The sequence below is a fragment of the Comamonas odontotermitis genome (genome assembly GCF_014207855.1).
GTDB lineage: Bacteria > Pseudomonadota > Gammaproteobacteria > Burkholderiales > Burkholderiaceae_C > Comamonas > Comamonas odontotermitis_A.
On sequence record NZ_JACHKZ010000021.1, the window covers coordinates 46,419 to 66,499 of the forward strand.

General features: G+C 57.0%; 30 protein-coding genes. 20 read left to right on the plus strand and 10 right to left on the minus strand.

Annotated elements, in window-relative coordinates:
- Nucleotides 1-81 precede the first annotated feature (81 nt).
- From HNP33_RS21360 to HNP33_RS15175, 6 genes are all read right to left on the minus strand, one after another.
- Nucleotides 82-348: a hypothetical protein gene (locus HNP33_RS21360; protein WP_418903850.1), complete on the minus strand. Its 267-nt coding sequence runs from the start codon at nt 346-348 to the stop codon at nt 82-84.
- Nucleotides 263-658, minus strand: a complete 396-nt coding sequence (locus HNP33_RS15155; RefSeq protein ID WP_184709916.1) for a hypothetical protein — start codon at nt 656-658, stop codon at nt 263-265. The genes HNP33_RS21360 and HNP33_RS15155 overlap by 86 nt, the downstream gene beginning before the upstream one ends.
- Nucleotides 649-1,245: a transglycosylase SLT domain-containing protein gene (locus HNP33_RS15160; protein ID WP_221452093.1), complete on the minus strand. Its 597-nt coding sequence runs from the start codon at nt 1,243-1,245 to the stop codon at nt 649-651. Before HNP33_RS15160 ends, HNP33_RS15155 begins: the two co-directional genes overlap by 10 nt.
- Entirely contained in the window at nt 1,242-1,679 is a 438-nt protein-coding gene (locus tag HNP33_RS15165; RefSeq protein ID WP_184709914.1) for a hypothetical protein, read from the minus strand. Before HNP33_RS15165 ends, HNP33_RS15160 begins: the two co-directional genes overlap by 4 nt.
- Before the next feature lie 206 nt (nt 1,680-1,885).
- Entirely contained in the window at nt 1,886-2,749 is an 864-nt protein-coding gene (locus HNP33_RS15170; RefSeq protein ID WP_184709912.1) for a hypothetical protein, read from the minus strand.
- Nucleotides 2,750-2,887: 138 nt separating this feature from the next.
- On the minus strand, nt 2,888-3,304 hold the full coding sequence (locus tag HNP33_RS15175; RefSeq protein WP_184709910.1) for a VRR-NUC domain-containing protein: 417 nt from the start codon (nt 3,302-3,304) through the stop codon (nt 2,888-2,890).
- 529 nt (nt 3,305-3,833) lie between these two features.
- On the opposite strand from HNP33_RS15175, the gene HNP33_RS15180 reads away from it, so the two are divergent.
- Complete coding sequence (locus tag HNP33_RS15180) at nt 3,834-4,184, plus strand: hypothetical protein (protein ID WP_184709907.1); 351 nt, start codon at nt 3,834-3,836, stop codon at nt 4,182-4,184.
- A 26-nt stretch (nt 4,185-4,210) separates the two neighbouring features.
- Here HNP33_RS15180 and HNP33_RS15185 read toward each other — a convergent pair whose 3' ends face one another.
- A complete protein-coding gene (locus HNP33_RS15185) occupies nt 4,211-4,381 on the minus strand; it encodes a hypothetical protein (protein WP_184709906.1) in 171 nt (56 codons plus the stop codon).
- Here HNP33_RS15185 and HNP33_RS15190 point away from each other — a divergent pair.
- The 11 genes from HNP33_RS15190 to HNP33_RS15240 all read left to right on the plus strand — a co-directional run bounded on the left by HNP33_RS15190 (nt 4,374) and on the right by HNP33_RS15240 (nt 10,454).
- Complete coding sequence (locus tag HNP33_RS15190; RefSeq protein WP_184709904.1) at nt 4,374-5,417, plus strand: hypothetical protein; 1,044 nt, start codon at nt 4,374-4,376, stop codon at nt 5,415-5,417. The two genes, HNP33_RS15185 and HNP33_RS15190, sit on opposite strands and share 8 nt — an antisense overlap.
- Nucleotides 5,414-5,800, plus strand: a complete 387-nt coding sequence (locus HNP33_RS15195) for a hypothetical protein (RefSeq protein ID WP_184709902.1) — start codon at nt 5,414-5,416, stop codon at nt 5,798-5,800. The genes HNP33_RS15190 and HNP33_RS15195 overlap by 4 nt, the downstream gene beginning before the upstream one ends.
- Before the next feature lie 58 nt (nt 5,801-5,858).
- Nucleotides 5,859-6,089 carry a hypothetical protein gene (locus HNP33_RS15200; protein WP_184709900.1) on the plus strand — a complete coding sequence of 77 codons (231 nt, stop codon included), beginning with the start codon at nt 5,859-5,861 and terminating at the stop codon, nt 6,087-6,089.
- Nucleotides 6,082-6,834: a hypothetical protein gene (locus HNP33_RS15205; protein ID WP_184709898.1), complete on the plus strand. Its 753-nt coding sequence runs from the start codon at nt 6,082-6,084 to the stop codon at nt 6,832-6,834. The genes HNP33_RS15200 and HNP33_RS15205 overlap by 8 nt, the downstream gene beginning before the upstream one ends.
- Entirely contained in the window at nt 6,831-7,418 is a 588-nt protein-coding gene (locus HNP33_RS15210) for a prepilin-type N-terminal cleavage/methylation domain-containing protein (protein ID WP_184709896.1), read from the plus strand. Before HNP33_RS15205 ends, HNP33_RS15210 begins: the two co-directional genes overlap by 4 nt.
- On the plus strand, nt 7,415-7,774 hold the full coding sequence (locus HNP33_RS15215; RefSeq protein ID WP_184709893.1) for a hypothetical protein: 360 nt from the start codon (nt 7,415-7,417) through the stop codon (nt 7,772-7,774). The genes HNP33_RS15210 and HNP33_RS15215 overlap by 4 nt, the downstream gene beginning before the upstream one ends.
- 177 nt (nt 7,775-7,951) lie before the next feature.
- Nucleotides 7,952-8,860, plus strand: a complete 909-nt coding sequence (locus HNP33_RS15220; RefSeq protein WP_184709891.1) for a hypothetical protein — start codon at nt 7,952-7,954, stop codon at nt 8,858-8,860.
- A complete protein-coding gene (locus HNP33_RS15225) occupies nt 8,853-9,176 on the plus strand; it encodes a DUF5406 family protein (RefSeq protein WP_184709889.1) in 324 nt (107 codons plus the stop codon). The genes HNP33_RS15220 and HNP33_RS15225 overlap by 8 nt, the downstream gene beginning before the upstream one ends.
- Nucleotides 9,177-9,181: 5 nt before the next feature.
- On the plus strand, nt 9,182-9,496 hold the full coding sequence (locus HNP33_RS15230) for a hypothetical protein (protein ID WP_184709887.1): 315 nt from the start codon (nt 9,182-9,184) through the stop codon (nt 9,494-9,496).
- Nucleotides 9,497-9,912: 416 nt separating this feature from the next.
- Complete coding sequence (locus HNP33_RS15235) at nt 9,913-10,269, plus strand: hypothetical protein (protein ID WP_184709885.1); 357 nt, start codon at nt 9,913-9,915, stop codon at nt 10,267-10,269.
- A complete protein-coding gene (locus HNP33_RS15240) occupies nt 10,266-10,454 on the plus strand; it encodes a hypothetical protein (RefSeq protein WP_184709883.1) in 189 nt (62 codons plus the stop codon). Before HNP33_RS15235 ends, HNP33_RS15240 begins: the two co-directional genes overlap by 4 nt.
- 130 nt (nt 10,455-10,584) lie before the next feature.
- On the opposite strand, the gene HNP33_RS15245 is transcribed toward HNP33_RS15240, so the two are convergent.
- Genes HNP33_RS15245 through HNP33_RS15255 form a run of 3 tightly spaced genes read right to left on the minus strand, consistent with a single transcriptional unit; the run spans nt 10,585 to nt 13,635 of the window.
- Nucleotides 10,585-12,987, minus strand: a complete 2,403-nt coding sequence (locus tag HNP33_RS15245) for a bifunctional DNA primase/polymerase (protein WP_184709881.1) — start codon at nt 12,985-12,987, stop codon at nt 10,585-10,587.
- A complete protein-coding gene (locus HNP33_RS15250; RefSeq protein ID WP_184709879.1) occupies nt 12,984-13,430 on the minus strand; it encodes a hypothetical protein in 447 nt (148 codons plus the stop codon). The genes HNP33_RS15245 and HNP33_RS15250 overlap by 4 nt, the downstream gene beginning before the upstream one ends.
- Entirely contained in the window at nt 13,423-13,635 is a 213-nt protein-coding gene (locus tag HNP33_RS15255) for a hypothetical protein (RefSeq protein WP_184749472.1), read from the minus strand. Before HNP33_RS15255 ends, HNP33_RS15250 begins: the two co-directional genes overlap by 8 nt.
- 211 nt (nt 13,636-13,846) lie before the next feature.
- Here HNP33_RS15255 and HNP33_RS15260 point away from each other — a divergent pair, with 211 nt between their 5' ends.
- The 8 genes from HNP33_RS15260 (at nt 13,847) to HNP33_RS15295 (ending at nt 20,078) form a co-directional block, all read left to right on the plus strand.
- Nucleotides 13,847-14,449 (plus strand): helix-turn-helix domain-containing protein, encoded by a 603-nt coding sequence (locus HNP33_RS15260; RefSeq protein WP_184709877.1) that lies wholly within the window; start codon nt 13,847-13,849, stop codon nt 14,447-14,449.
- Nucleotides 14,450-14,612: 163 nt separating this feature from the next.
- The gene (locus HNP33_RS15265) at nt 14,613-14,993 is read left to right on the plus strand and encodes a hypothetical protein (protein ID WP_184709875.1); all 381 of its coding nucleotides are present in this window, start codon (nt 14,613-14,615) and stop codon (nt 14,991-14,993) included.
- Nucleotides 14,993-15,217, plus strand: a complete 225-nt coding sequence (locus HNP33_RS15270) for a hypothetical protein (RefSeq protein ID WP_184709873.1) — start codon at nt 14,993-14,995, stop codon at nt 15,215-15,217. The genes HNP33_RS15265 and HNP33_RS15270 overlap by 1 nt, the downstream gene beginning before the upstream one ends.
- A 2-nt stretch (nt 15,218-15,219) precedes the next feature.
- Entirely contained in the window at nt 15,220-15,999 is a 780-nt protein-coding gene (locus HNP33_RS15275; RefSeq protein WP_184709871.1) for an ATP-binding protein, read from the plus strand.
- Between the two features lie 66 nt (nt 16,000-16,065).
- Nucleotides 16,066-16,578, plus strand: coding sequence for a DUF669 domain-containing protein (locus tag HNP33_RS15280; protein ID WP_184709869.1), 513 nt, complete (start codon nt 16,066-16,068; stop codon nt 16,576-16,578).
- Nucleotides 16,579-16,644: 66 nt separating this feature from the next.
- On the plus strand, nt 16,645-17,742 hold the full coding sequence (locus tag HNP33_RS15285) for an oxidoreductase (RefSeq protein WP_184709867.1): 1,098 nt from the start codon (nt 16,645-16,647) through the stop codon (nt 17,740-17,742).
- A 3-nt stretch (nt 17,743-17,745) separates the two neighbouring features.
- Nucleotides 17,746-18,420 carry a hypothetical protein gene (locus HNP33_RS15290; protein WP_184709865.1) on the plus strand — a complete coding sequence of 225 codons (675 nt, stop codon included), beginning with the start codon at nt 17,746-17,748 and terminating at the stop codon, nt 18,418-18,420.
- Entirely contained in the window at nt 18,417-20,078 is a 1,662-nt protein-coding gene (locus HNP33_RS15295; RefSeq protein ID WP_184709863.1) for a DEAD/DEAH box helicase, read from the plus strand. Before HNP33_RS15290 ends, HNP33_RS15295 begins: the two co-directional genes overlap by 4 nt.
- Nucleotides 20,079-20,081: the final 3 nt, after the last annotated feature.

The window sequence follows — 20,081 nt, forward strand, 5'->3', positions numbered from 1 at the left end:
TTCCGTACTCTGCCGCCAATTCGGCACTCGTACGCGTGCGCGATGCCAAGTGCAGCTCGCGCAACCGTGTTGTTGTCCAGGCTACTCGCGCTTTCCGGACACCAGTTTCTGCCTGGCTCGCACCGCTTGGGCCAGCGCCCTCTTCTGTCCTGCACATGCTTTTGCGCTCTCCGTTACCTCAATCAGCCGGTCCGTTACGTCATACACATCGCCAGTGGTCAGGGGATTGGCCAATTGCGCAGGGCAATCGGTCATCAGCGCCTCATCGACTGGCGGCGCCGAGACTAGCGTTGATCGCTGTCCGCAGCCCGTCAGAGATAACAGGATCAGCAGGACAAGCAAGAACACCAGGGGTGCCCAAGCTGGCTTGGCTTGACGCAAGAAGTTTCGTTGTTGCATGGTTTGCTTTCTCCATAGATAGCATCGACTTGAGGCCGCTCGCCTCTGCCTTGGCGGCTGACGCCTCGGCTTTTGCCTGAGACAAGGCCGCGTTGTCCAGGACGGGGACAACCTTCTCGACCGTCTCCGTCACGGTCTTGGTGATGACTTTGGCCTCTTTGTGGTCGGAAGCTGCCCACTTGTATCCAAAGCCCAGTCCGGTCACAAGAAGCATGGCGCTCCACAACACCAAAATGGCAATTCGTTCGATCAGTGACATACCATCTGCCCCCAGGATTGGTAAATGAGTTGGTGTTTCAGCAAGATCTTGGGCGAGTAAGTCTCGTTTTCATGCTGATTGGATGGATGGATGCCCGGGTTGATGAACCCGGTTGCCGTCCATGACAGAGGATCAGGGGAGCGCGCTTTGCGGCGATTCGTCCACCCCAGCCCGCCGTTGTAGCTGGCCAGGGCGAAATTCCACCTGTCACATACCGTGTGCCCCTTCACCCGGTCGTACAGCCACCGGTCATACCAGACACCGGCGCGAATCGACCATGTGGGATTCAAAGGCTCAACTGCACCCCAAGCAGCCGCCTCATTGGCCCACTTAGCCGTTGCTGGCATGAATTGCATGAGCCCAAGGGCGCCGGTCCGCGATACGGCCTGCGGGCGCCAAAGACTCTCCTGGTGGATCTGGCCGGCGATGGCCGGCACGGGGGCCGGGATGCCAAATCGAAACTGGGCCTCCCGCGTGAGCTGGGCGCGGTACTGGTGCGCAGCAGCCGGGATTGCTTGAGCCCACACACCGACTGATGCACAGGCCAGAGCTAGTGCGAACGTGCCGAGCCTGGTTGCGGTCTTCACTCAGCCAGCTCCTGCTTGGACCCCTCAGCATTCTTCTGCTGCTTCAAGGCGGCAGTAGCATGTTGCTGATACAGGCGCCGAAAAGCATCCTGGGTGGCAGAAACTGCGTGGATCTTTCGCAGCTCTGCATCTGGCCAACTGAGGTCATCCTGCCCAAAGTTCTCGATTGGATCACTGCGTCCAGTGAGCACCGAGCCATCTTTCAATTCGAGCATTGCCTTGGCGCTGGCGCCAATGAAGCTCATGGAATGGAAGACCGCGATTTCATCCTTGACACAGCCAGGTGCAGCAAACAGATCGCGCTCGGCAGGATTTTCGCGGCGCTTGCCGCTCTCCGCGGCTGGGGGTGGCGTCTCAGACCAGAAGGCATCAAACAAGATGTTGTAGGCCTCGCTGTAGAGATTCTTGTCAAGGAGCTCCATGGCCTGCTTCATGGATGCGTAGAGTTGTTCGGCTGTCATGTTGAAGTCCTCAATATTCATCCAGCAACCGGCTGGCTCGGTACGAAAGAGTTGCTCCCTGGCTGGAGCGCACAGATCACTATCTGGCACCGTTCTCGACTACCGTGTGAACCCTGTCGCGTGGGTCAGGAGCGGTGCATGGATGTCTGGTAGGACAAACATCGATGCTCAACGCACGGCTACGTCCGCTCTCGTGAGACTGAATACTTGACAAAGGGCTCTTCGTCTTCCTTCCAGAATCTGGAGGCCTTATTCCAATATTGGTTTGCAAAGGAATGTGAGACTTCGATACCCCGGCACGCGCCGGTGCAGAAGCAGGCGTTACCGTTGGGACACGCCTTGATGTTGGGAACAAAACCAACTGGTAGTAGGTTGGGCATGGCTAGAGGCCGAGGCAGCCGCCCAGAACCACCGCAGCGATAACAACGGCGGTTGGCAAGGCCGAAGAATCTTTCATCCCGTGAGAGTCCCGTCCCACGGCATTGGTCGCAATCCAGTAGCCCACCCAGGCGAACATCGTTACATGGCCCGCCTTGTATAGGACTGTCTGGGCGGCCGGGAGCTCGTTGCCCACCAACCACGCCAACGTGTACAAGGCCAAACCCAGGCACAACCATTGCGCCATCTTCAATTTCTCTTTGATCTGCATCTTCGATACCACCAGAGTTAACGTGCTTGCTGCCAAGATCGCGGCTGCGATCCACCGTTTGTCTTTGTCCATCGGATTGCTCCAATTCTTTGATTGCCCGCTTGAGATACACCGCCTGGTCAAGCGTTTCCTCATAGGCGTGTTGCAGCCATTGCTTGAGGTCTAGCGGGTTGTCGGCCACCGACTTGCCGTACTTCTTCATTCCCATCGCCTGCCTGGCGGAGATGTCAGCGCAAACCTGCGCTTCTATTCCGTGCGGCATAAACACAGCAACCGGATCCCCTTTGTCACCCTCTGCACATTGCATAAAACATCCTTTGCAGCTCATGGCCTGGAAGCGCTGTTGAATGCCGGATGAACCACCCGGCTTGTCTGTTGCGCCCAGCTCGAACAATGAGCCGCTTCTTGGTAAGCACATAAAGCGCGTCCTCGACCTGCTTGCGCCCTAACCCCGTCGCGGCGGCGATGTCTTTGCCCACCACCGCCGTGCCGGATCCTGCGCGAATCACTTCGAGAATTCGCTCCTGGTTTGTCATTCATCTAAACCCGGGGCCTCATACGGATTGAGCCCAAAGTATTCGCAGAGGACTTCACGCGCCTGCTCGGCAGATCGGCACAGCGCGTGCGCCCAGCCCTGCTCGATGAAATGCTCTCGCCACTCAACCTGTTCGGGTGACTCGCGCCCCGTGGCCGTTTTCATCTCAATGACAAGTCCGGCAACTGCACCAACTCGGACTGATAGATGCAGATCCGGAAAACCTGGTTTTGTACCCAGGGCCTTCATTTGGGCCCCAGTAAAAGCATCGCGCTTGCCTCCATTGGGCGAGTGATGCAGCCATCGCAGCCCCGGCATCAATTGCCGGACTGCCTGCTTATGCGACCACTTCACGAGGCGGGCTTGCTCAGCCTCCTCGCTGCGATTGATCGAACGTGAACGGGTAGCGGTCATGGCGTGATTTTAGATCAACTTGATCAAAACTCACCACATGAAGCAAAGTGTTGCAAGTAGTCATCGGACCGATTCCACGAGTTCTACGGCGGTTCTTTTGCCGAAAAATCGCTTAGTCAATTGTTTTTTAAAGATAAATTCGCCAGATTACCCAATTCCACGAATTCCACGCTCTTTTTTTCTCCCATCATCTTTTTTGCCTAAAAAATAGGCAAATTGAAATAAGGGTGTATGTCGTAGAAAACGTGGAATTAGGTATGTATATATATATTTATTTATATATTTCAATTACTTAACATCCTATAGCGATTCCACAGCAGTTCCCCGGCGCCCGTAGAACTGGTGGAACTTCGGCGTCAAAAAAGTTAGCGCGCGCAAACATTTACCAAAGGGAAAACCCCTATGCAAAAATTGATCTTTAATCACACGATGGTGAACATTTCTGTATGATTGAGCCTGAATCAACTACAACATTGATTCTTGATTAACGCTCACATTGATGAACGATCAACTCCAACAGAGGTAACACATGCAATACGTGAACATTCACGGGCAGCCGGTTTCAACGGCCTCGCCCGTCGGATACGGGAAGCCGAAGGCGGATGCGCCCAAAAGCTTTCACAAGGGCTGGAAGGTTCTGGGCGTAGCTCCTGGCCGCCTGAAAGAGGCCATTCAGCAGCACGCCGACCACCAGAAGCGCATCCCGGAGCGGGACCGCAAGCCGTTCAATCAATCCGAATGGCTGCGCGTGGCGACCTTGAAGCCGGTGCAGTCCAAGCCCTTGGCTACGCCAGAGGGCGCTGCGCAACTGGCTGAAATGGCCCGCGCTGCCGGATGGTTGAACGTCATCCAGCAAGAAGTAAAGAAAGGCGGCAAGTAATGCTGCGCGCCCTCCTCCAATTCTCATCATGCCTGGCGCTCGCTGCGCTGTGTGTCGTTGCCTACGTGCGCGTCATGCATATGGCCCATGCGGGCGCCAGTGACTTCCTGGTTATCTCGCTCACTCTCGTGATCTCCACCCTCTTTGTCGCCTGCGGTACGGGCGCTGTCTACGCTTGGGAGCCCAAAAATGTCCACGGTTGAACTCCAGTCTTCATCATCCACTTCCGAAGAGCCAAAGCTCAAGAAACTCACTCCAGAGCAACGGGACCAGATGCAAGGAGTGCAAGAGGCTTTCCGAGGGGTGCTCTTCCCACCCACGGATGCCGCCGCCATCACACTTACTTTGCAAGCCCGTGGTGAGCGTTTCACGATGCAGGTTCAAGAGGCAGCCGAACTGGCGGGCTTCTTCTCCCTCAACGATCACTTCGCCATGGGGGCTAAAAACCACGATACAGACAAGACCCTGGCCTATATCAGCAACAGCATGGGTCATCGCATGTTTGGCCCGCCGTCTTCGGCGCAGATCCATATCGAGCCTGAAAAGCATTTGATGGAGTACCGCACGGCCGGCACGACTCTAGTTGATTGCATACAAAAACTGGCTGACACGCTGGATGCGACTGTTCTTGATTCAACCGGGAAGCCGTTGAACTCAGACGCATTGCAGGAAGTGGGTCAGCAAGTAAACGCAGGCATCCGTAAAAAGATGGACGAAGATCTCGCATCACGCAAGGTTGTGATGCCATGTGGCGAAGTCCGTATCTACAGCGAGCTCACATTTTTATATGACGTTATTGGTTCCGATGGTCACGTAGCTCGGACTGTCTACTTCCATGCAGACCCTCAGCTTGTGCACGAAGGACGAGCAACCGGCTTGGCGATGGCGGCAGAGTTGATGGCCTTCCACAAAGCCCACAAGCGCGGTTTTCCTTGCTTCCGTTACGTTCTTGAAGAGGCGTACGAAGCCAAGAAGAAAAGCCCTCATCTGAGCTACAACAAACCTTGTGTTGAAAACGTGGTGGACGGCTTTTTTGAAGGTATTGAGACGCTTATTGCTGTAGGCAGCAAATTCACCAACCCTGATTGGTTCAAGGGAAGAATCTCAAAAGCCAACGCGCATCACGCCAGGGGGCTGGCAAAGAAGGCTGAATTTGTAGAGCGCATGCGCCTCGGGCGCGCTGCCGCAAAAGCCAAGCGATCACAGCCAGCTAAGGGGAGGAAGGCCAAATGAATGCCCTCGCCCTTCAATCTGCGCCCGTCAACGCCCGCCAGCACCAGTCCCATGGCGCCCGCCTCGTCCAGGCCGGCGGCGATCTACGCTACCCGGAAATTGTCTCTGGCGATGTCTTGCACATCGATTTCGACGTCAAGACCATCAGGCACGACGGCCTGTATCTGATCGTCATCCACGGCAGGGATGGAAGCCGCTGGCGCTGGCGCTGCGCACGGCGCTTCATGCGAATGCCCGGGTTCACCACCGGTGGCGTTGTCTTGCATGGCCAGGATGTTGCGGCCGAGGGCTGGGCCCCTGTGCCGGACGAAATGATGAGTCGCATTGAAGTCTTTGGCGAGATCCGCGAAGTCTTCAAGCCCGTGAGCAAGTTGGGGAGGTAGCGCCATGTCTACATCGATACCCAAAGGCGTTCATGTCTGCGACCTCATGCGAATCACAGTGGGCATTCTCTACAACTACCTGCTAGATGCGGGTGATGAGGTGCCGCCAGATCGCAAGCTGTCCATTTCCAAGCTGGCAATCATGCTGCGCGATGAGATAGACGCCGCCAAGCTGGAATCACCCTCCGTCACCGCCCGGCAAGACCTCCAATTCCAGGCGCTGAAAGCCAAGCTGCTCAAGAAGCCGCGCAAAAACTCCCGTCTCTACAAGGAAATTAATCATGGCTAGGCCCACCCCTACCACCAACGTCATCGAACTCGCGCTGCAACATGGTGCATCCAGCTATCGCAATCGCTCGGATACTGCCCACCCATCGTATGGCTTCACCGAGCAAGGCCTGTTGCAGTTTGCGGAGGCGCTATTGAATGCAAACTCGCAGGGCTCCCAGGAAGAAGCGGGCAATGTCGCTTCACTCAAACCTGTCGGCCTGTTTGTATATTCCGAGCGGCGCCCTGAGCGCCCAGGCTTTCACTTCGGCCACACCGATAAGCAATTCCTGGAGAGCGTTCTTAGTGGGTTTATAAAGTCAGAGGGCAAATACACGAGCGAATTTGCCTACACCGAGTCCGAAGTGAAGCGCGCGCTTGCAAATGCAGCTCGAGTAGCCATTACCTGTGAGTCCGAGCAAAAACGCTTGGCAATTCTCTGGGGATTCATGCCAGCACCTGCAGTCGTGGCAGCGCCTACTTCTCATTTCGATGATCCCCGCGTTCAAGCCGTCTACAACATCCTTTGTAGCGGAGAGGTTCCACCAAATGGCGAGCACTGGGAGGGGTTCATCGCACGCCGAATTGTTGACGCCCTCTCCGCACCCACAGCACCCCAGGCCCAGCCCGCTGATGCGCTGGATGCACAGCGGTATCGCTATCTCCGTGAAGGCTGGACTTACGACTACCGCTTCAAAGTAGGTGACGGATTAGATGAGGCCATCGACGCCGCCATGGCTGCAGCCCAGGAAGGCGGTGCAGCATGACGCTACTTGAAATTTTGGCTCGTGCCTGGACCGAGTGGAAGGGCGGAATGCGGGTCTACCAAGACGCAGATGGCGACCTAGTAGCCAGCAACGGCTATGGCTTTCGTCATGTGTGCGGGCACGCAGAGATCGCAAGCGACCGAGCCACAGCAATCGTCACGGCTGAGAAATGGGCCGCCCAGCGGGCCACAAGCGGCGCCCAGGCGACGAAACAAAAAGGACTCACCCTTATTGAGACCTTGCTGGTGGTCGCATTCACCGTTGTCGCGATCCTGGTCGGCAGCTGCGTGATGGACCCCGAGCGTGTGGCTCAACGCGCCGCCGAGGAAGCCGCAGAGAAAAAGGCGGTGGAGGTCAGGCGCCAAGCCGAGCTCAAGCCGCGAAAAATCAGCGAGGCCGATGGCTGCGAGGTCTGGGCGTTCAACCCCGGCCAGCGCTGGCAGTACTTCACGCGCTGTGGCAGCAAGACCGAAACCAAGACCACCTGGGAGGAATGCCGCACTGTCCCCTCTGGCAAGACATCCCGCACGGAATGCACACCCCACAGCGCGACCGTGACCAACGAACCGAAGGACGCCCCATGAAAACTGATCGTGAATTGCTGGAGCTGGCTGCTAAGTCCATGGGGTTCAAGGATTTCAGCTTTGCGGATATGCGGGGATGGGGTGAGGCCCGCTATGGGCTAAGTGAGGGGATTTGCACTGATGCGCTGGACGACTACTGGAACCCTCTGGTGGACGGCAACGCGGCCTTGAATCTCGCCGTTGTGCACGGTATTGAAGTCAGCTTCCACCACCATCTGGGCCAAGCCCTTGCCGTGGTTCCCGGCTACTCCAGGGGTCGAGGCGAGTATTGGCATTCCGGCGCACCGATGGAAGCCACCCGCCGCGCCATCGTCCATGCAGCTGCTGCAATCCAGTTAGCCAAGGAGGCGCCATGATCCGCCTAATTCGCTTCCTCATTACTGGGGATTGGCACCTGCATCAATGGGGTGAACCAGTTGTTACGGGAACGTATGCAGGAATGACGGGCCGCACCATCTCCGGCGCGTATCACGTTGTCCGCTGTAAGCACTGTGGCAAGTACAAGAAGTTCAATTTTTAGGGGTACGCACTATATGACTGATGAGACAGAAGCACTACGGCTGGCGGATTTGCTGGACATAAATTACCACGAGCCGCATGTTGAACAAGCAGCAGCAGCCGAGCTCCGCCGCCTGAGCGTAGTGGAAGCGACCTTCGATGAGTGGCTTGCGAAGACCGAATGGGTACAGAGAACAGCTAAACCAAGCGAGCTCGGCCTGCACCGCGCCGACGTTATGGCGAATCGCATCGCGGCGCTTGAAGCCGAGCTATCGGACACCCGTGCTCAACGTACTGCCAGCAACCGACGTATCGAGGAGCAATTCGCGGAGATTGAGCGCCTGCGCACTCTCGCCGCCACCTGCTACGCGGGCCTGGGCGGTGAGTGTGATTTGCCCGTGATTTGGCTTGACGCGCTAAATGACGCGGCCAATGGTGAGCCGTTCGATACAGACGGCCTGCTGCCATACACGTCGGCGATTCGCGCCCAACTCACCACCCAGACCAACCGCGCCGCAGCAGCCGAGCAGCAAGTCACCGCCCTCACCCAGCGCCTGGACACAGCTAATGCACTGAATACTGAGGCGCGCAATCAGCTTGCTGATATGGGAAATCCCATAACTCAATGCAATCAACAGGTTGCGCAATGCCAATCGCCTGCTGGCGGTCAATGGAAGTGCGGCAACGAGTATTTGCCGTATCACCCCGACGCCTCGCACGTTGATCCATCCTATCGGGACGGCTGGAATGACTGCTATCTTGCCGCCCCTCCCCCACCTGAGCGGGAGCCGCTGAGCAATGCCTGGTACGAAACCATGCTTGTTTGCCAGCACCTAGACGAGAGCGGAAAGCATCCTAAGCAAGTCTGGTTCAAGCGCAGTGATGTGATCCGACTGATCAAAAAAGCAGAAGCAACCCACGGAATAGGAGCCACCAATGATTGAAAACTACGATCCCAATATCCGCTGGGGCCGACACACCTATCGCGTGACGTTACAGAAATGGAACTATGTCGGAGCGATTGACTGCGAAATGGGCGGGAATATGCGCGGGTTCAAGGTGATAGAGGCTGCGGTCTCGTCTTTGGCCGACGATCTGCATGAGGCCCGGGGAGAAAACCCAACCGTGACACTGGTTGATCCCACTGGCGAAGAGAAGCTGCATTGCCAACCAGATGGCGAGAACATTGAAGATTGGCTGTATGCAATGGTTGTCGGCGTCGAGTTGATTAAGCACGAAGCGGAGGATGCAAAGTGGTAGCACCAATGACAACCCCTGACCCAAGCCGTGAGGCGTTTGAGAAGTGGCGCAATGAAGACCGGCGCCGCCGAATTCCAGAGATTCGAGACTGGAATGATGAAGAAATCGAAGACCTGTGTAGTTTTTCTTCAGATCGAGAATGGGAAATTTGGCAAGCAGCCAGGGGCCACCAGGGAGCTGACAAGTGCGTTTGCACATTTCGTCAGCGGATGGTTGGTGATGGATGCAGACATTGCAACCCGCAAGAGTACATCGACATGCTGCTTGAGCAGATTGACGAATACCAGACGGAACGGAATACCAAAGAAGGAAGCACATGAAGAAGCGTGTTCTCTCCCTCTCCATTCAGGCGATGTTCGGAGGCTACTGGGACGAAGACCACTCCTGCTTTCGTATGCCAGACGCCGCAAGGGAGGGCGAACCCGTCAAGGTCAGGTATCGCCTTCCCAGCCAATCGGAGGACACGCTCGACTTTCGGGTGTTCCTTAGCCCATTTCCTGTTGGAGGCCAATCTTGAAACCCAGCTACGAATCCCAAATCCTCGCCGTGCTGGATGGCCCAGGTGGTTGGACCACCGGCGACATTGCCAGACAGTGCAAGCCCATGCGCGGCAACAACCGAAACCAGCATTCGGCATTCATTCGCAAAGTTTTGCTCCGGCTGCAGATCATGGGCAGGGTCAAGCCAATGGATGACCAAAAGCCCGTTTGCTGGGTGTTGGCGGGAGGAGCCCCCAATGATTGACCAACAACCCATCACCGACGCCCAAATTGATGAGGTGTTCAACGCCATGCCTGACGGTCCCGCCGGGTTCTTGAAGTCCTGGGGCTACCGTCAGTTTGCGCGAAACCTGCTCGCGCTGCGTGCCATGCCCGCGTGGGAGCCGGAATTCCTTGCCATGACTCCAGGCCAGGAGGAGTTGGCGATGAAGTTTTGCATGGAGATCGCTGGCCCCAAGGGTAAACCAGGCCGCCTGCCCGACCCGGTGCGCCTGCTGGAGATGGCCGAGGAGTTGTATCAGGCTGAGCGGCAAGCTGCGGTAAAGCTCCCCCAATCGGGTGAGCTTGTTGATGTGGTGCAACCCTCCTCATGACCCAGTATTTCACCACCACTGAAGTTGCCGTCCGCGAAGGCCTGGACCGCTTTGCTGTGCTGCATATGTGCCGACGCGGGACAATCGCTCCGGCAAAAATGGTCGGCGGTCGCTGGCTGATCGAGGCCGGATACCACTTTTCCTACCGCCCGCGCGGGCGACCGAAGACGGTCAAGCCCCGCTAGCGCCACAAAAACCCGGCACCGTTCGGGTTTTCTGCCGCCCTAGCCCTGCAGACACCCCACCCCTTTGCCGGGGTCAAGGCAAAAAAAAGACCCGCCTCGAAGGCGGGTTTGCAATTCAACAGAGGCAACACTAGGCTGCCACGTAGCATTCTACAAGACCATTTTCAATTGTCTTTGTAATAAGCTTGGATTCGATAGCAGTATCCACAAGCTCTGTCAGCGCCTTTGCCTTGCACTTCATCAGCTTGAGCAGCTTGGATCGTGGCATGAAGCCCTGCGCCATGAGACTCGCGCGCCCCGGTTCGCTATCTGTCAACTTCCGCACGCTCTTGATGTAGCCAATCATGCGCTGCATCTGCTCATCGAAGTCGTTAACGGTCCTGGAATGTGTCACCGCATCGAGGAGGCGTGTGTCGTAGTGCTGCACGTACTCGATGGCCCATTTCAAATGCTGAGTGGTGATGACGGTATTACTCGCCTTCTCCGCCTTGCAGGCAATCATCGCCAGGCGCAGAGATTTTTCGAGAGTCCGACCCAGCAGAACATCCACGCCCTCATGCTCATGCTTGTCCTTGAGTGCATTCAGCTTGCGCTCGAATGCCTGGATAAGTGGCTCGCAGGCATCGTCAAAGGTGAGCGGGATGGTTGTTGGTTTCGTGTCTGCGCCGGTCGCGCCCGCCAGATCTCCCAGGTTCTGGCCAGAGATGTGCACCAGCCTGCACCACTCAAGAATATGGAATGGCACCTCGGCCGCGCGGCCCTTCAAATTGATGAGCTGGCGTGGTTGGGTGGACTCCACAACGATGCAGCGCCCCAAGAAGCCGTCTTTAATCAAATCGTCTGTCAGGTTGCTATAGAAGGTGTTTCCGGTGGTGGCACCCAGCAGCGTGATCGCCGGGTTGTAAACCACTCTCGCTTGTACCTGCTGATCCTGCCGCAATGTCATTTGCGAGTATGTAGGCGGCCGCATGATCCCATTGACCCGCCCATAGGCTTCAACAAGCTTGTCAATGGCCGCCTCGCCGTGGCTATTGCCCTTGGCCCGGGACAATTTCAGCATTTTGCCGATCTCGTCGATGGTTGCCAGATGCGCCGGCGCCTGCAGAAGCTGCGAAAAAACTGCACCTGCCGACGTGTATCCGGAACCGCCGATGAGCTCAGGAAAACCAGCCTCAGTGAGTACATGCTGGATTGCCGCCTGGGGATGCTCTTTGCCTTCAGTCGATTTTGCTACCAGGATAAAGTACAGCGATGTGAAGTTGTTGAACTGCGACACATAGGTGCGCGCCATCAGCACACTGCCCAGCGCAATCGCAGCCGCCACGGCCAGCTCGGGCTGCGATTTTGGCGCGGTGGCGTTTATCCAGCGCGCTAACTCCCCCAGCATGCCGGGTGGGTTAACCACGAATGGCGGTAGCGCCGGTGCGGCATCCTCGCTGGTGGTGGGTGGCAGAAGTATTTGCTCCACGGCGGGCGCAGGCTTTGAAATGTCCGGAGCTCGTGAAATGTCCGGAGCTGCCTGCTCCATGATGTTTTGCACAGCGACCGGCTGCGGAGCTTTGGCAGCGGATCCGAAAGTCTCGGGCACGATGAAGTCAGGCAGGCCTTCCACTGGCACGAGCTCAGCCAGCGCATCCACCGCACGGGCAAATGGAACCTGGTGCGAATTCATCACCAGGTCGATTGCCGTCATGCCATAGTTCCCGCCGAAATCAAAGATGCCGCTCGGGTGGACGCCGACGTTCGGGTTTTTCGCCCCCCGCCAGATTGCAATGCAGCGATAGCCGTCACCATGGCGCCTTGCCGTAGGAATGAGGCGCGGCACCCACAGATCAGGGTTGGCCAGGGCCTGCTGATTCAGCTTGCTATAGAACTCGGCCGCCGCGGACAGATTGGTGTTGATGCGGTCGGTACTGTCCCGTGGTGCTGTCGCCCTGCGGCTTTGGTACTTGGTGTCGGCCTCAGTCTGGTACGGTGCAATAGTCGCCTGAACGCGCTGCAGAAAATCTGGCGGCAGAACGGGCAAGTCATCGGCCTCATACTCCTCAAGCATGTCTTCTGTGAGGTAGACATAAGTATGGCCGTCCGGGTGGCGCGTGCCGGGCATGAGAGTTTGCCTGCCATCGGAGAGCACATCGAGCACCCGCGCGCCGCCGATATTAAAGCTGCAGGATGGCTCGCCGCTGTAGCGAAAGAATGCTGTATACCCTTTGGCTCCGCGCTTCCTCACTGGCGTCCATGGAATGATGCGATCCAGTGCGTCAGTGCCTTTGGTGTCGTAGTCCCGATCAAGCGCTACGATGCGCGACTGCTTTCCGCAAAGCAGGCCAATCCCAGCATCCGGCCACTTGTCCCACTCTTCCAGTTCGAGCTCGGTCGGCATGCGCTGAAAGTACCTCTCCCAGTCGCTCATGCCCCGCCACCCCTCAACCGAGGAATACGCCCCTGGTCGCTTGGTGCCTGGAGCAATAGGGATGACACAGTACCCGCGCTCTATATAGAAATAGGCACGTGAATCATATGGCGAACTCATGCGGCGGCCTCCACTTTTACAAAGTGCCCTGACTTCTTTCTGGAAATGAGCCGATCAACCGACCGCTTCAAGTCTATGGCAGTGCAACCATCAAGCTGTTGCATGTGAATATCCATCGCCACCCTAACCGCTTCCAACTCCTCGGATGTGTATTTGAGCTCACCGCAGTCAGGCAGCCGCAGGCACATAGCCTTATGTGCCTCGTACGCCCTGAGCAATTCCGGCCGCCAGTCTCTGCCCAGGCGTTTCTGCTGCGCGAGATCGCACGCAACATCTATAGTCTGAGCAACATACTCAGCGTGTTGGCGAGTGCCGTGGCCCTTTTCGAGAGCGACAAAGTTCTCCCAAATTTGAACCTTGAAGGCGGGGAAGCTGGCGGCCGAGCTGCTCTTTAGCTTGCTGTTGCGCTGATTCACAATATCCCAAGGCATCTTCTTAGGCATCAGCGCCCTCCTGCACCTGGTCCGGGCGCACGATGGCAAGAGGTAGGCCAGCAGCAATAGCGACTGTTCTGGCATGCTCTTCCGGTATCGAATGGCTCCATTTGCGCACAGCCTGGAGCGTGATGCCGCAGCGCTCAGCTACCGTGGTGCTGCCCCCTGCCATAGCCACAATGCCGCGCACGGAGAACCCCACTGGAGGGGACACTTTTCTTGATTTAATTGAGTTTTGCAAAATCATCATCCCTGTTGAATTGAACTTTACTCAATTCTAGGGGCGGTTTTGCGCGCGTGCAAGACTTCAATCGAGTTGATTAAAGTTTATTTTTTACTTAAGCTATGCCTATGTCGCCCGGGCAGGCAGTGATCTGCGCTCGCCTTGACACCATTCATAGTCGCGTTCGGAGTTTGGAGTCCCCATGAAATCGATACTTGCACAGCGCATACAAGCTGCGCGTGAAGCAATGTTCCCGCCAGTCAATCAAAAAGACATCGCTACGAAGCTGGGTAGATCGCCTTCGGCTGTCTCGCTGTGGGAATCGGGGAAGAACGAGCCTCGCCCCGCGGAAATCGTCGCCCTAGCCAAGACGTTTGGTGTTTCTGTTGGGTGGCTTATGGGTGTTGACGAGGCTAATAATACTGTACAGATAAACAGTAGTCAAGGCACCCCGGTTGTCTCCATGGACGCCTTGAAAGAGTGGGATTTGTCGGCTCCTTCGGAGTACGTATACACGGCAAGAGACTACCCCACCGGCACTGCCGCCGGGTTCATAAACAATAGCAGCGCATTACCATCTGTAGCGCCAATGGATGCTATTTGCATAGTATCCAAAGCACACCAGCCGACGAACGGGCGCCCCGTGGTTGCCGTCGTGAATGGCGACATCATGTTGCGTCGAATCGTTGTCGATGGGGGGCACACTTTGCTAATGGCCGACGACCATCGATTCCCATCCATACCACTGGATAAAGCGACAGTGCTTGGCAGCATTGTTGAGGTGATACAACGCACCACTCTCTAACGATAGCGGCCCGACCTTACGGGCCGTTACTTTTCCCGATGTAAGGGTTTTTACTTACACGAAAGTTCTTGAACCTTAATCAACTTCGATCTATCATGCAGTTGTCGATTGAGTTTTAGTTAAGTTGATCGATAGCAATTCAACATGCAGATCGGAGAATAAATTGAACAAGGAAAAAATCTCATCATTGGCGGAGCGTTTGCTCCAGGCCAAGGCCGCCGAAGATGCGGCCACAAAGGACCGCCGGACCATCGAGGCCGAGCTGGTACAAGAGGTAGGAGTCGAGAAGGCGAACGGCTCCAAAACCACCGCATTTGACGCCTTCAAGGTCACCATCACAACCGCGCAGAACGTGAAGTTGGATTGGGACAAGTTCGATGAAATGGCCGGCGAGATCCCTGCCGAGTTCCACCCCGTCAAGAAGAAGCGCGAGGTAGACGAAAAGGGCGTCAACTGGCTGCGCGAAAACAAGCCAGACATCTACGCCAAGCTTCCGCTCACGATCACCGATCGCACCCCCACCGCCAAAGTGGAGCGTGTGTAATGCAGAACGTCATCATCACCATCGAGAGAGCACCCAATGGCCAGGATGTGGTGAAGATCTCTGCTGACTACCAGGGCGCAAAGTTGTTTGATTCAACCAACCCAGCGCACCAAATAGCGGCGTACCTTATGCAGGTCGCCTCTAATCTCCCAGGTCTTGACATGGCGTCCATCAAAATCGCTGAATCAAGCCCAAATCAAACCATCGTCATGAAAGCTGCATAACCATGCCATTCGATCTTTCATCCATCAGCCGCGGCCGCCGTGCGCGTCCACCAAAAATCGTCGTGTACGGGCCGCCTAAGATCGGCAAGTCCACATTCGCTGCCTCGGCGCCAGGTGCCATTGGCATCATCACCGAGGAAGGCTTGGACAACATTGATGTGCCAGCCTTCCCCAAGGCTACGCACTACAGCCAGGTCGAGGAAGCCATCAACACGCTGCTGACCTCCGAACACCAGTTCAACACCGTGTTTGTCGATTCGCTCGACTGGCTTGAGCCACTTATCCACGGGACGATCTGCGAGCGCGCAGGCGTCAAGAACATCGAAGACATCGGCTACGGCAAGGGCTATGTCATGTCCGATGACAAGTGGCGCGAGTTCTTCGCCAAACTCGACGAGCTGCGCGACAAGCGCAACATGGCCATCGTGTGCATCGCACATGAACGCATCAACAAGATCAAAAATCCGCTGCTGTCGGATGACTACGACGCCTACGCGCTCAAACTGGAAAAGCGCGCCCTCGGCATCGTCAACGAATGGGCCGACATCATTGCGTTCGCAGCCCACGAAACGATGACGCGCAACGTGGCGCAGAATCAGCAGCAGCAGAAGGACATCAAGGCAGTGAGCACCGGCCGCCGTATGCTCTACCTGAACCCCCACCCCGCCTACGTGGCCGGCAACCGCTACAGCCTCCCTGACTGTGAACTGAACTGGGCGCAGTTCCAAGGGCTGCTCAACGCGGCGCTAGCCCCGAAGGATTCTCAAACCGCAACCGCATAACCGTTTTCGTTCGCCCCGTAACTTGAGTTTCAATCAACTCACCATTCAATTTTCGAGGAAATTACCATGACAAGTTTTGCCGATCTCAATTTCAAAGCCGACGAAGTTACCGATGACTTTGCCGCCCTCCCCCCTGGCTCCTACATTGCCATCATCACCTCATCGGAGCAGAAGGTGACGAAGGCCGGCACTGGCAAGTACCTGGCTCTGATCTATGAAGTGATCGATGGTCCCCAAAAGGGACGCAAGATCTTTGCGAACCTGAATCTGTGGAACGCCAACGAAACCGCCCGCAAGATCGCCACCATCGAGTTGTCGAAGATCTGCAAGGCGCTGGGCATCAACTCGCCACGCGACAGTAGCGAGCTGCATAACAAGCCCATGCAACTGGTAGTCGCTATCCGCATGGGCGAGGACAAGAGCGGCAACCCCCGCGAAGAGAACCAGATCAAGGAATGGCATGCCATCACCGGTGCCGCGCCGGTAGCTGCTAGCCCTGCCCAGACCCCCGCCGCCGCTCCCGCCTGGCAGCAGCCCGCCGCCGGTGCGCCTGCTTGGGCGGCACCAGGCGCGCAATAAGCCCTTCCGATAGAACAAGGCCCGTCCAAAGAGGCGGGCCAGCTTCAACTTCAACAGAGTTTCAAGATGGTTAATATTGCTGACGCTACATCGCCAGTGGTCGCGGCTATTGCCAAGGTGTATGAGGAGCGAGAAGGCGCAGAACCGCCCCGCACCTACCTTGGCGCCTCGATCATTGGCAAGGAGTGCGCCCGCGCGCTCTGGTACGACTTCCGCTGGGCCCGGCGTGAGAAATTCGACGGCCGCATGCTACGCCTGTTCCAGACCGGGCACCTTGCCGAGGCGCGGTTTGTCAAAGACCTGCGCGATATTGGTTGCGAGGTCCTTGATTGCGACCCAGCCACTGGCAAGCAGTTCGCCCACTCTGACCACGGCGGCCACATGGGCGGCCACATGGACGGCAAGGGCCGATACATCCCTGACGGCGCCCAAAAGTGGCACGTTCTGGAGTTCAAGACACATTCCGCCAAGTCGTTCAAGGAGCTGCAGGCCAAGGGTGTGAAGGCTGCGAAGCCCATGCACTACGCGCAAATGCAGTGGTACATGGGCAAAGAAGGTCTAGACCGCGCGCTGTACCTGGCCGTGAACAAGGATACGGACGAGCTCTACGCCGAGCGCATCGAATTCAACGCCGAAGAGTTCATGCAGATCCAGGCCAAGGCCGAGCGCGTGATTTTCGGTGCCGAGCCCCCCGCCAAGATCGCCACGGACATTCACGCCTTCGCGTGCAAATTTTGCGTGCACAAGGAGGTTTGTCACGCCGACCAGGTTCCCGCCCTCTCCTGCCGCACTTGTGTGCACTCCACCGCCGAGCGAGAAGGCAATGGCCGCTGGTCCTGTGCAATTGCTCCTGGCGGACGGCAGAGCGAGATTCCAGTCACCTTCCAGCGTACAGGCTGCGGGCAGCATCTGCCGCTGCCGTTCCTGGTGACGTACGCAACGGCCGTGGACGCTGGCACTGGCTGGATTGAATTTCAGCGCAAGGACAAGCCAGAGGTGCATTTCTGCGTGGTTGCCGAGGGCGCTGCGCCCAACGGCGTGCGCGCTGGCACACCGGCCTACCTGTCCCGAGAGCTGTCTGCACTCAAAGACTTCCGCGCCATCGGGGCGCCAGAACTTGAACACTACCGCGCCCAGTTTCCGGGCGCTGAGATTGTGGGGTGAATCATGAACATCAAATTCTCTGGCACTGGCATGGCCTTTCTCTCGCATTACATGGCGACCCAGGACATCCGCTACTACCTCAACGGTATTTTTCTGCAGCCCTTGACCGCGCGCCAAGGTGGCGGCGTGATCGGAGTTGCCACCAATGGAAAGGCACTTGGCTTATGGCACGACCAGGCTGGCGAAGCGGATCGGGAAATCATCATTCGAGTGACAAAACCGTTGATTTCCTCATTGGGCAAGTTCGATAAGGGCTTGCCAAGGTCTTTGCGCGTGGTCGATGGCCGGTTGATCTGCATGAGCGCGGAAGAAGAAGAGATCTATATCCAGCCCAATCCTCATGCGCCTGTCACCGGCGCTCGGATGCCATGGGAGGTTGAAGGGAAGTTCCCCGATTTCACCCGCGTGGTAAAGCGCGCGGATAAGTTCAAAGACGCCCAGGGCCCGGTTGACGCTATAGACGCGCGCTACCTGGAGCTGCTCAACAAGTCCGTTGTGGGTACTACGCGCTTTCCAAATGGCGTCCAGCTTCGTCAGCCCGCCCCACTCGGAGAGATCTACGCACGCTTCTGCGCAAAGGATGAGGCCTTTGCTGTTGTGATGCCCTTGAGCTGGGGGGAGATCGATATTCCCAAATGGCTGCACCAGATCTTTAAGGCGGCGGAGGCGAAAGAATGATTGAACTCTACCCATATCAGCGTGAAGCTGTGCAGTCTGTTTTTGAGTATTTCCACACATCCAAAGGCAACCCGCTCATTGAGCTGCCTACTGGCTCCGGAAAGTCTTTGACTATGGCTAGCACAGTTAAACAGGCAATTGACATCTATCCGCCGACAAACATTCTGCTGCTCACGCATGTGAAGGAATTGATTGAGCAGGACTATAAAGCGATTCTCAAATATTGGCCGGAGGCACCAATCGGAATTTGGTCTGCTGGCGTCGGCATCAAAAGACAGGCTCAGATTACTGTGGCTGGCATCCAGTCAATCCACAAGCACCCCGCCCGCTTTGGCAATACGCACCTGGTGCTGGTGGACGAATGCCACCTGATACCGGCGAAAACCGACACCACTTACCAACGGTTCATCGGCGCCCTGCGCGCCTATAACCCGAACCTCAAGGTCATCGGCTTCACGGCCACCCCCTATCGCACCGACTCGGGCCTGCTAACCGAAGGTGATAACGCGATCTTCACTGACATCGCCTACAGCGCAAACGTGGGCGACTTGATCCAGCAAGGCTACCTCTGCCCTCTGGTGGCGAAAAACGGCGTTACCAAAGCCGACCTGTCTGGAGTCGGCACGAGCAAGGGCGATTTCAACAATACGGCATTGCAGCATGCGATGAACAAAGATGCACTGATCGAGGGCGCATTTGATGAAGTTGCGATCTACGCCGCCGACCGCAAGCACATTCTAGGGTTCTGCACTGGGGTCGAGCATGCCCAGCGCTGCGCCGAACTGGCAAACGCCCGTGGCTGGGCCGCCGACTATGTGGACGGCACGATGGGCAAGACCGAGCGCGAAGGGAAGATCGCTTCATTCAAATCCGGCGCGATTCGCTTTTTGTTCAACGCCAACATTCTGACCACCGGCTTTGATGCACCGATGATCGACTGCCTGGTGATGCTGCGCCCTACCAAGAGCACGGGCCTGTATGTCCAGATCATGGGGCGCGGCTTGCGCAAGCACCCGAGCAAAGACAACACACTGGTTCTGGACTTTGCCGGAAACATCGAGCGACACGGACCAATCGACCAGATCAAGGTGAAGTCCAAGCGCAAGAGCGGGGAGAAGGCGGTGAGCGTGGCACCGGTCAAGGAATGCCCGAGCTGCCATGAGCTGGTGCACACCTCTGTGCGCGTCTGCCCAGGGTGCGATCACCAGTTTCCGGAGAGCGACAACCCCTCGCATGGCACTGAGGCCACGGCAGCGGATCCTGTGGCGGCGCTAGCGAAGCCCCGCCGAGTGGCCGTGGATTCGATCACCTACAGCCCGCACACAAAAAACGACCGAAACTCTCTCAAGGTTGAGTACACATGCGGCGACCACGTATACACCGAATGGGTGCCCATCGAGGATCCTCGGAGCTATGTCCGCAAGCACGCGGTGCAATGGTTCTGGAGCCACGGGCGACATGCCTGCCCCGATACCGTGGCGGATGCACTGAATCTCCTTGAGCAAGGTGACCTAGTGCCGACGCCTCAGTACATCGAAGTAGTGCGCGATGGAACCTATTGGCGGGTCAAGGAGCGCTTTGGAATATCGCACCGGCCGGGTATCGCCACCGTCGAGCGCGAGGTAAGTCTGGGCAACTTGATGAGGGCATGGGGATGACAA

Excerpts from the sequence above, each read along its gene's own strand:
- HNP33_RS15155 (WP_184709916.1), bottom strand. The coding sequence starts at position 658 with ATGTCACTGATCGAACGAATTGCCATTTTGGTGTTGTGGAGCGCCATG.
- HNP33_RS15165 (WP_184709914.1), bottom strand. The coding sequence starts at position 1,679 with ATGAAGCAGGCCATGGAGCTCCTTGACAAGAATCTCTACAGCGAGGCC.
- HNP33_RS15175 (WP_184709910.1), bottom strand. The coding sequence starts at position 3,304 with ATGACCGCTACCCGTTCACGTTCGATCAATCGCAGCGAGGAGGCTGAG.
- HNP33_RS15180 (WP_184709907.1), top strand. The coding sequence starts at position 3,834 with ATGCAATACGTGAACATTCACGGGCAGCCGGTTTCAACGGCCTCGCCC.
- HNP33_RS15190 (WP_184709904.1), top strand. The coding sequence starts at position 4,374 with ATGTCCACGGTTGAACTCCAGTCTTCATCATCCACTTCCGAAGAGCCA.
- HNP33_RS15195 (WP_184709902.1), top strand. The coding sequence starts at position 5,414 with ATGAATGCCCTCGCCCTTCAATCTGCGCCCGTCAACGCCCGCCAGCAC.
- HNP33_RS15205 (WP_184709898.1), top strand. The coding sequence starts at position 6,082 with ATGGCTAGGCCCACCCCTACCACCAACGTCATCGAACTCGCGCTGCAA.
- HNP33_RS15210 (WP_184709896.1), top strand. The coding sequence starts at position 6,831 with ATGACGCTACTTGAAATTTTGGCTCGTGCCTGGACCGAGTGGAAGGGC.
- HNP33_RS15215 (WP_184709893.1), top strand. The coding sequence starts at position 7,415 with ATGAAAACTGATCGTGAATTGCTGGAGCTGGCTGCTAAGTCCATGGGG.
- HNP33_RS15220 (WP_184709891.1), top strand. The coding sequence starts at position 7,952 with ATGACTGATGAGACAGAAGCACTACGGCTGGCGGATTTGCTGGACATA.
- HNP33_RS15225 (WP_184709889.1), top strand. The coding sequence starts at position 8,853 with ATGATTGAAAACTACGATCCCAATATCCGCTGGGGCCGACACACCTAT.
- HNP33_RS15230 (WP_184709887.1), top strand. The coding sequence starts at position 9,182 with ATGACAACCCCTGACCCAAGCCGTGAGGCGTTTGAGAAGTGGCGCAAT.
- HNP33_RS15235 (WP_184709885.1), top strand. The coding sequence starts at position 9,913 with ATGATTGACCAACAACCCATCACCGACGCCCAAATTGATGAGGTGTTC.
- HNP33_RS15240 (WP_184709883.1), top strand. The coding sequence starts at position 10,266 with ATGACCCAGTATTTCACCACCACTGAAGTTGCCGTCCGCGAAGGCCTG.
- HNP33_RS15245 (WP_184709881.1), bottom strand. The coding sequence starts at position 12,987 with ATGAGTTCGCCATATGATTCACGTGCCTATTTCTATATAGAGCGCGGG.
- HNP33_RS15250 (WP_184709879.1), bottom strand. The coding sequence starts at position 13,430 with ATGCCTAAGAAGATGCCTTGGGATATTGTGAATCAGCGCAACAGCAAG.
- HNP33_RS15260 (WP_184709877.1), top strand. The coding sequence starts at position 13,847 with ATGAAATCGATACTTGCACAGCGCATACAAGCTGCGCGTGAAGCAATG.
- HNP33_RS15270 (WP_184709873.1), top strand. The coding sequence starts at position 14,993 with ATGCAGAACGTCATCATCACCATCGAGAGAGCACCCAATGGCCAGGAT.
- HNP33_RS15275 (WP_184709871.1), top strand. The coding sequence starts at position 15,220 with ATGCCATTCGATCTTTCATCCATCAGCCGCGGCCGCCGTGCGCGTCCA.
- HNP33_RS15280 (WP_184709869.1), top strand. The coding sequence starts at position 16,066 with ATGACAAGTTTTGCCGATCTCAATTTCAAAGCCGACGAAGTTACCGAT.
- HNP33_RS15285 (WP_184709867.1), top strand. The coding sequence starts at position 16,645 with ATGGTTAATATTGCTGACGCTACATCGCCAGTGGTCGCGGCTATTGCC.
- HNP33_RS15290 (WP_184709865.1), top strand. The coding sequence starts at position 17,746 with ATGAACATCAAATTCTCTGGCACTGGCATGGCCTTTCTCTCGCATTAC.
- HNP33_RS15295 (WP_184709863.1), top strand. The coding sequence starts at position 18,417 with ATGATTGAACTCTACCCATATCAGCGTGAAGCTGTGCAGTCTGTTTTT.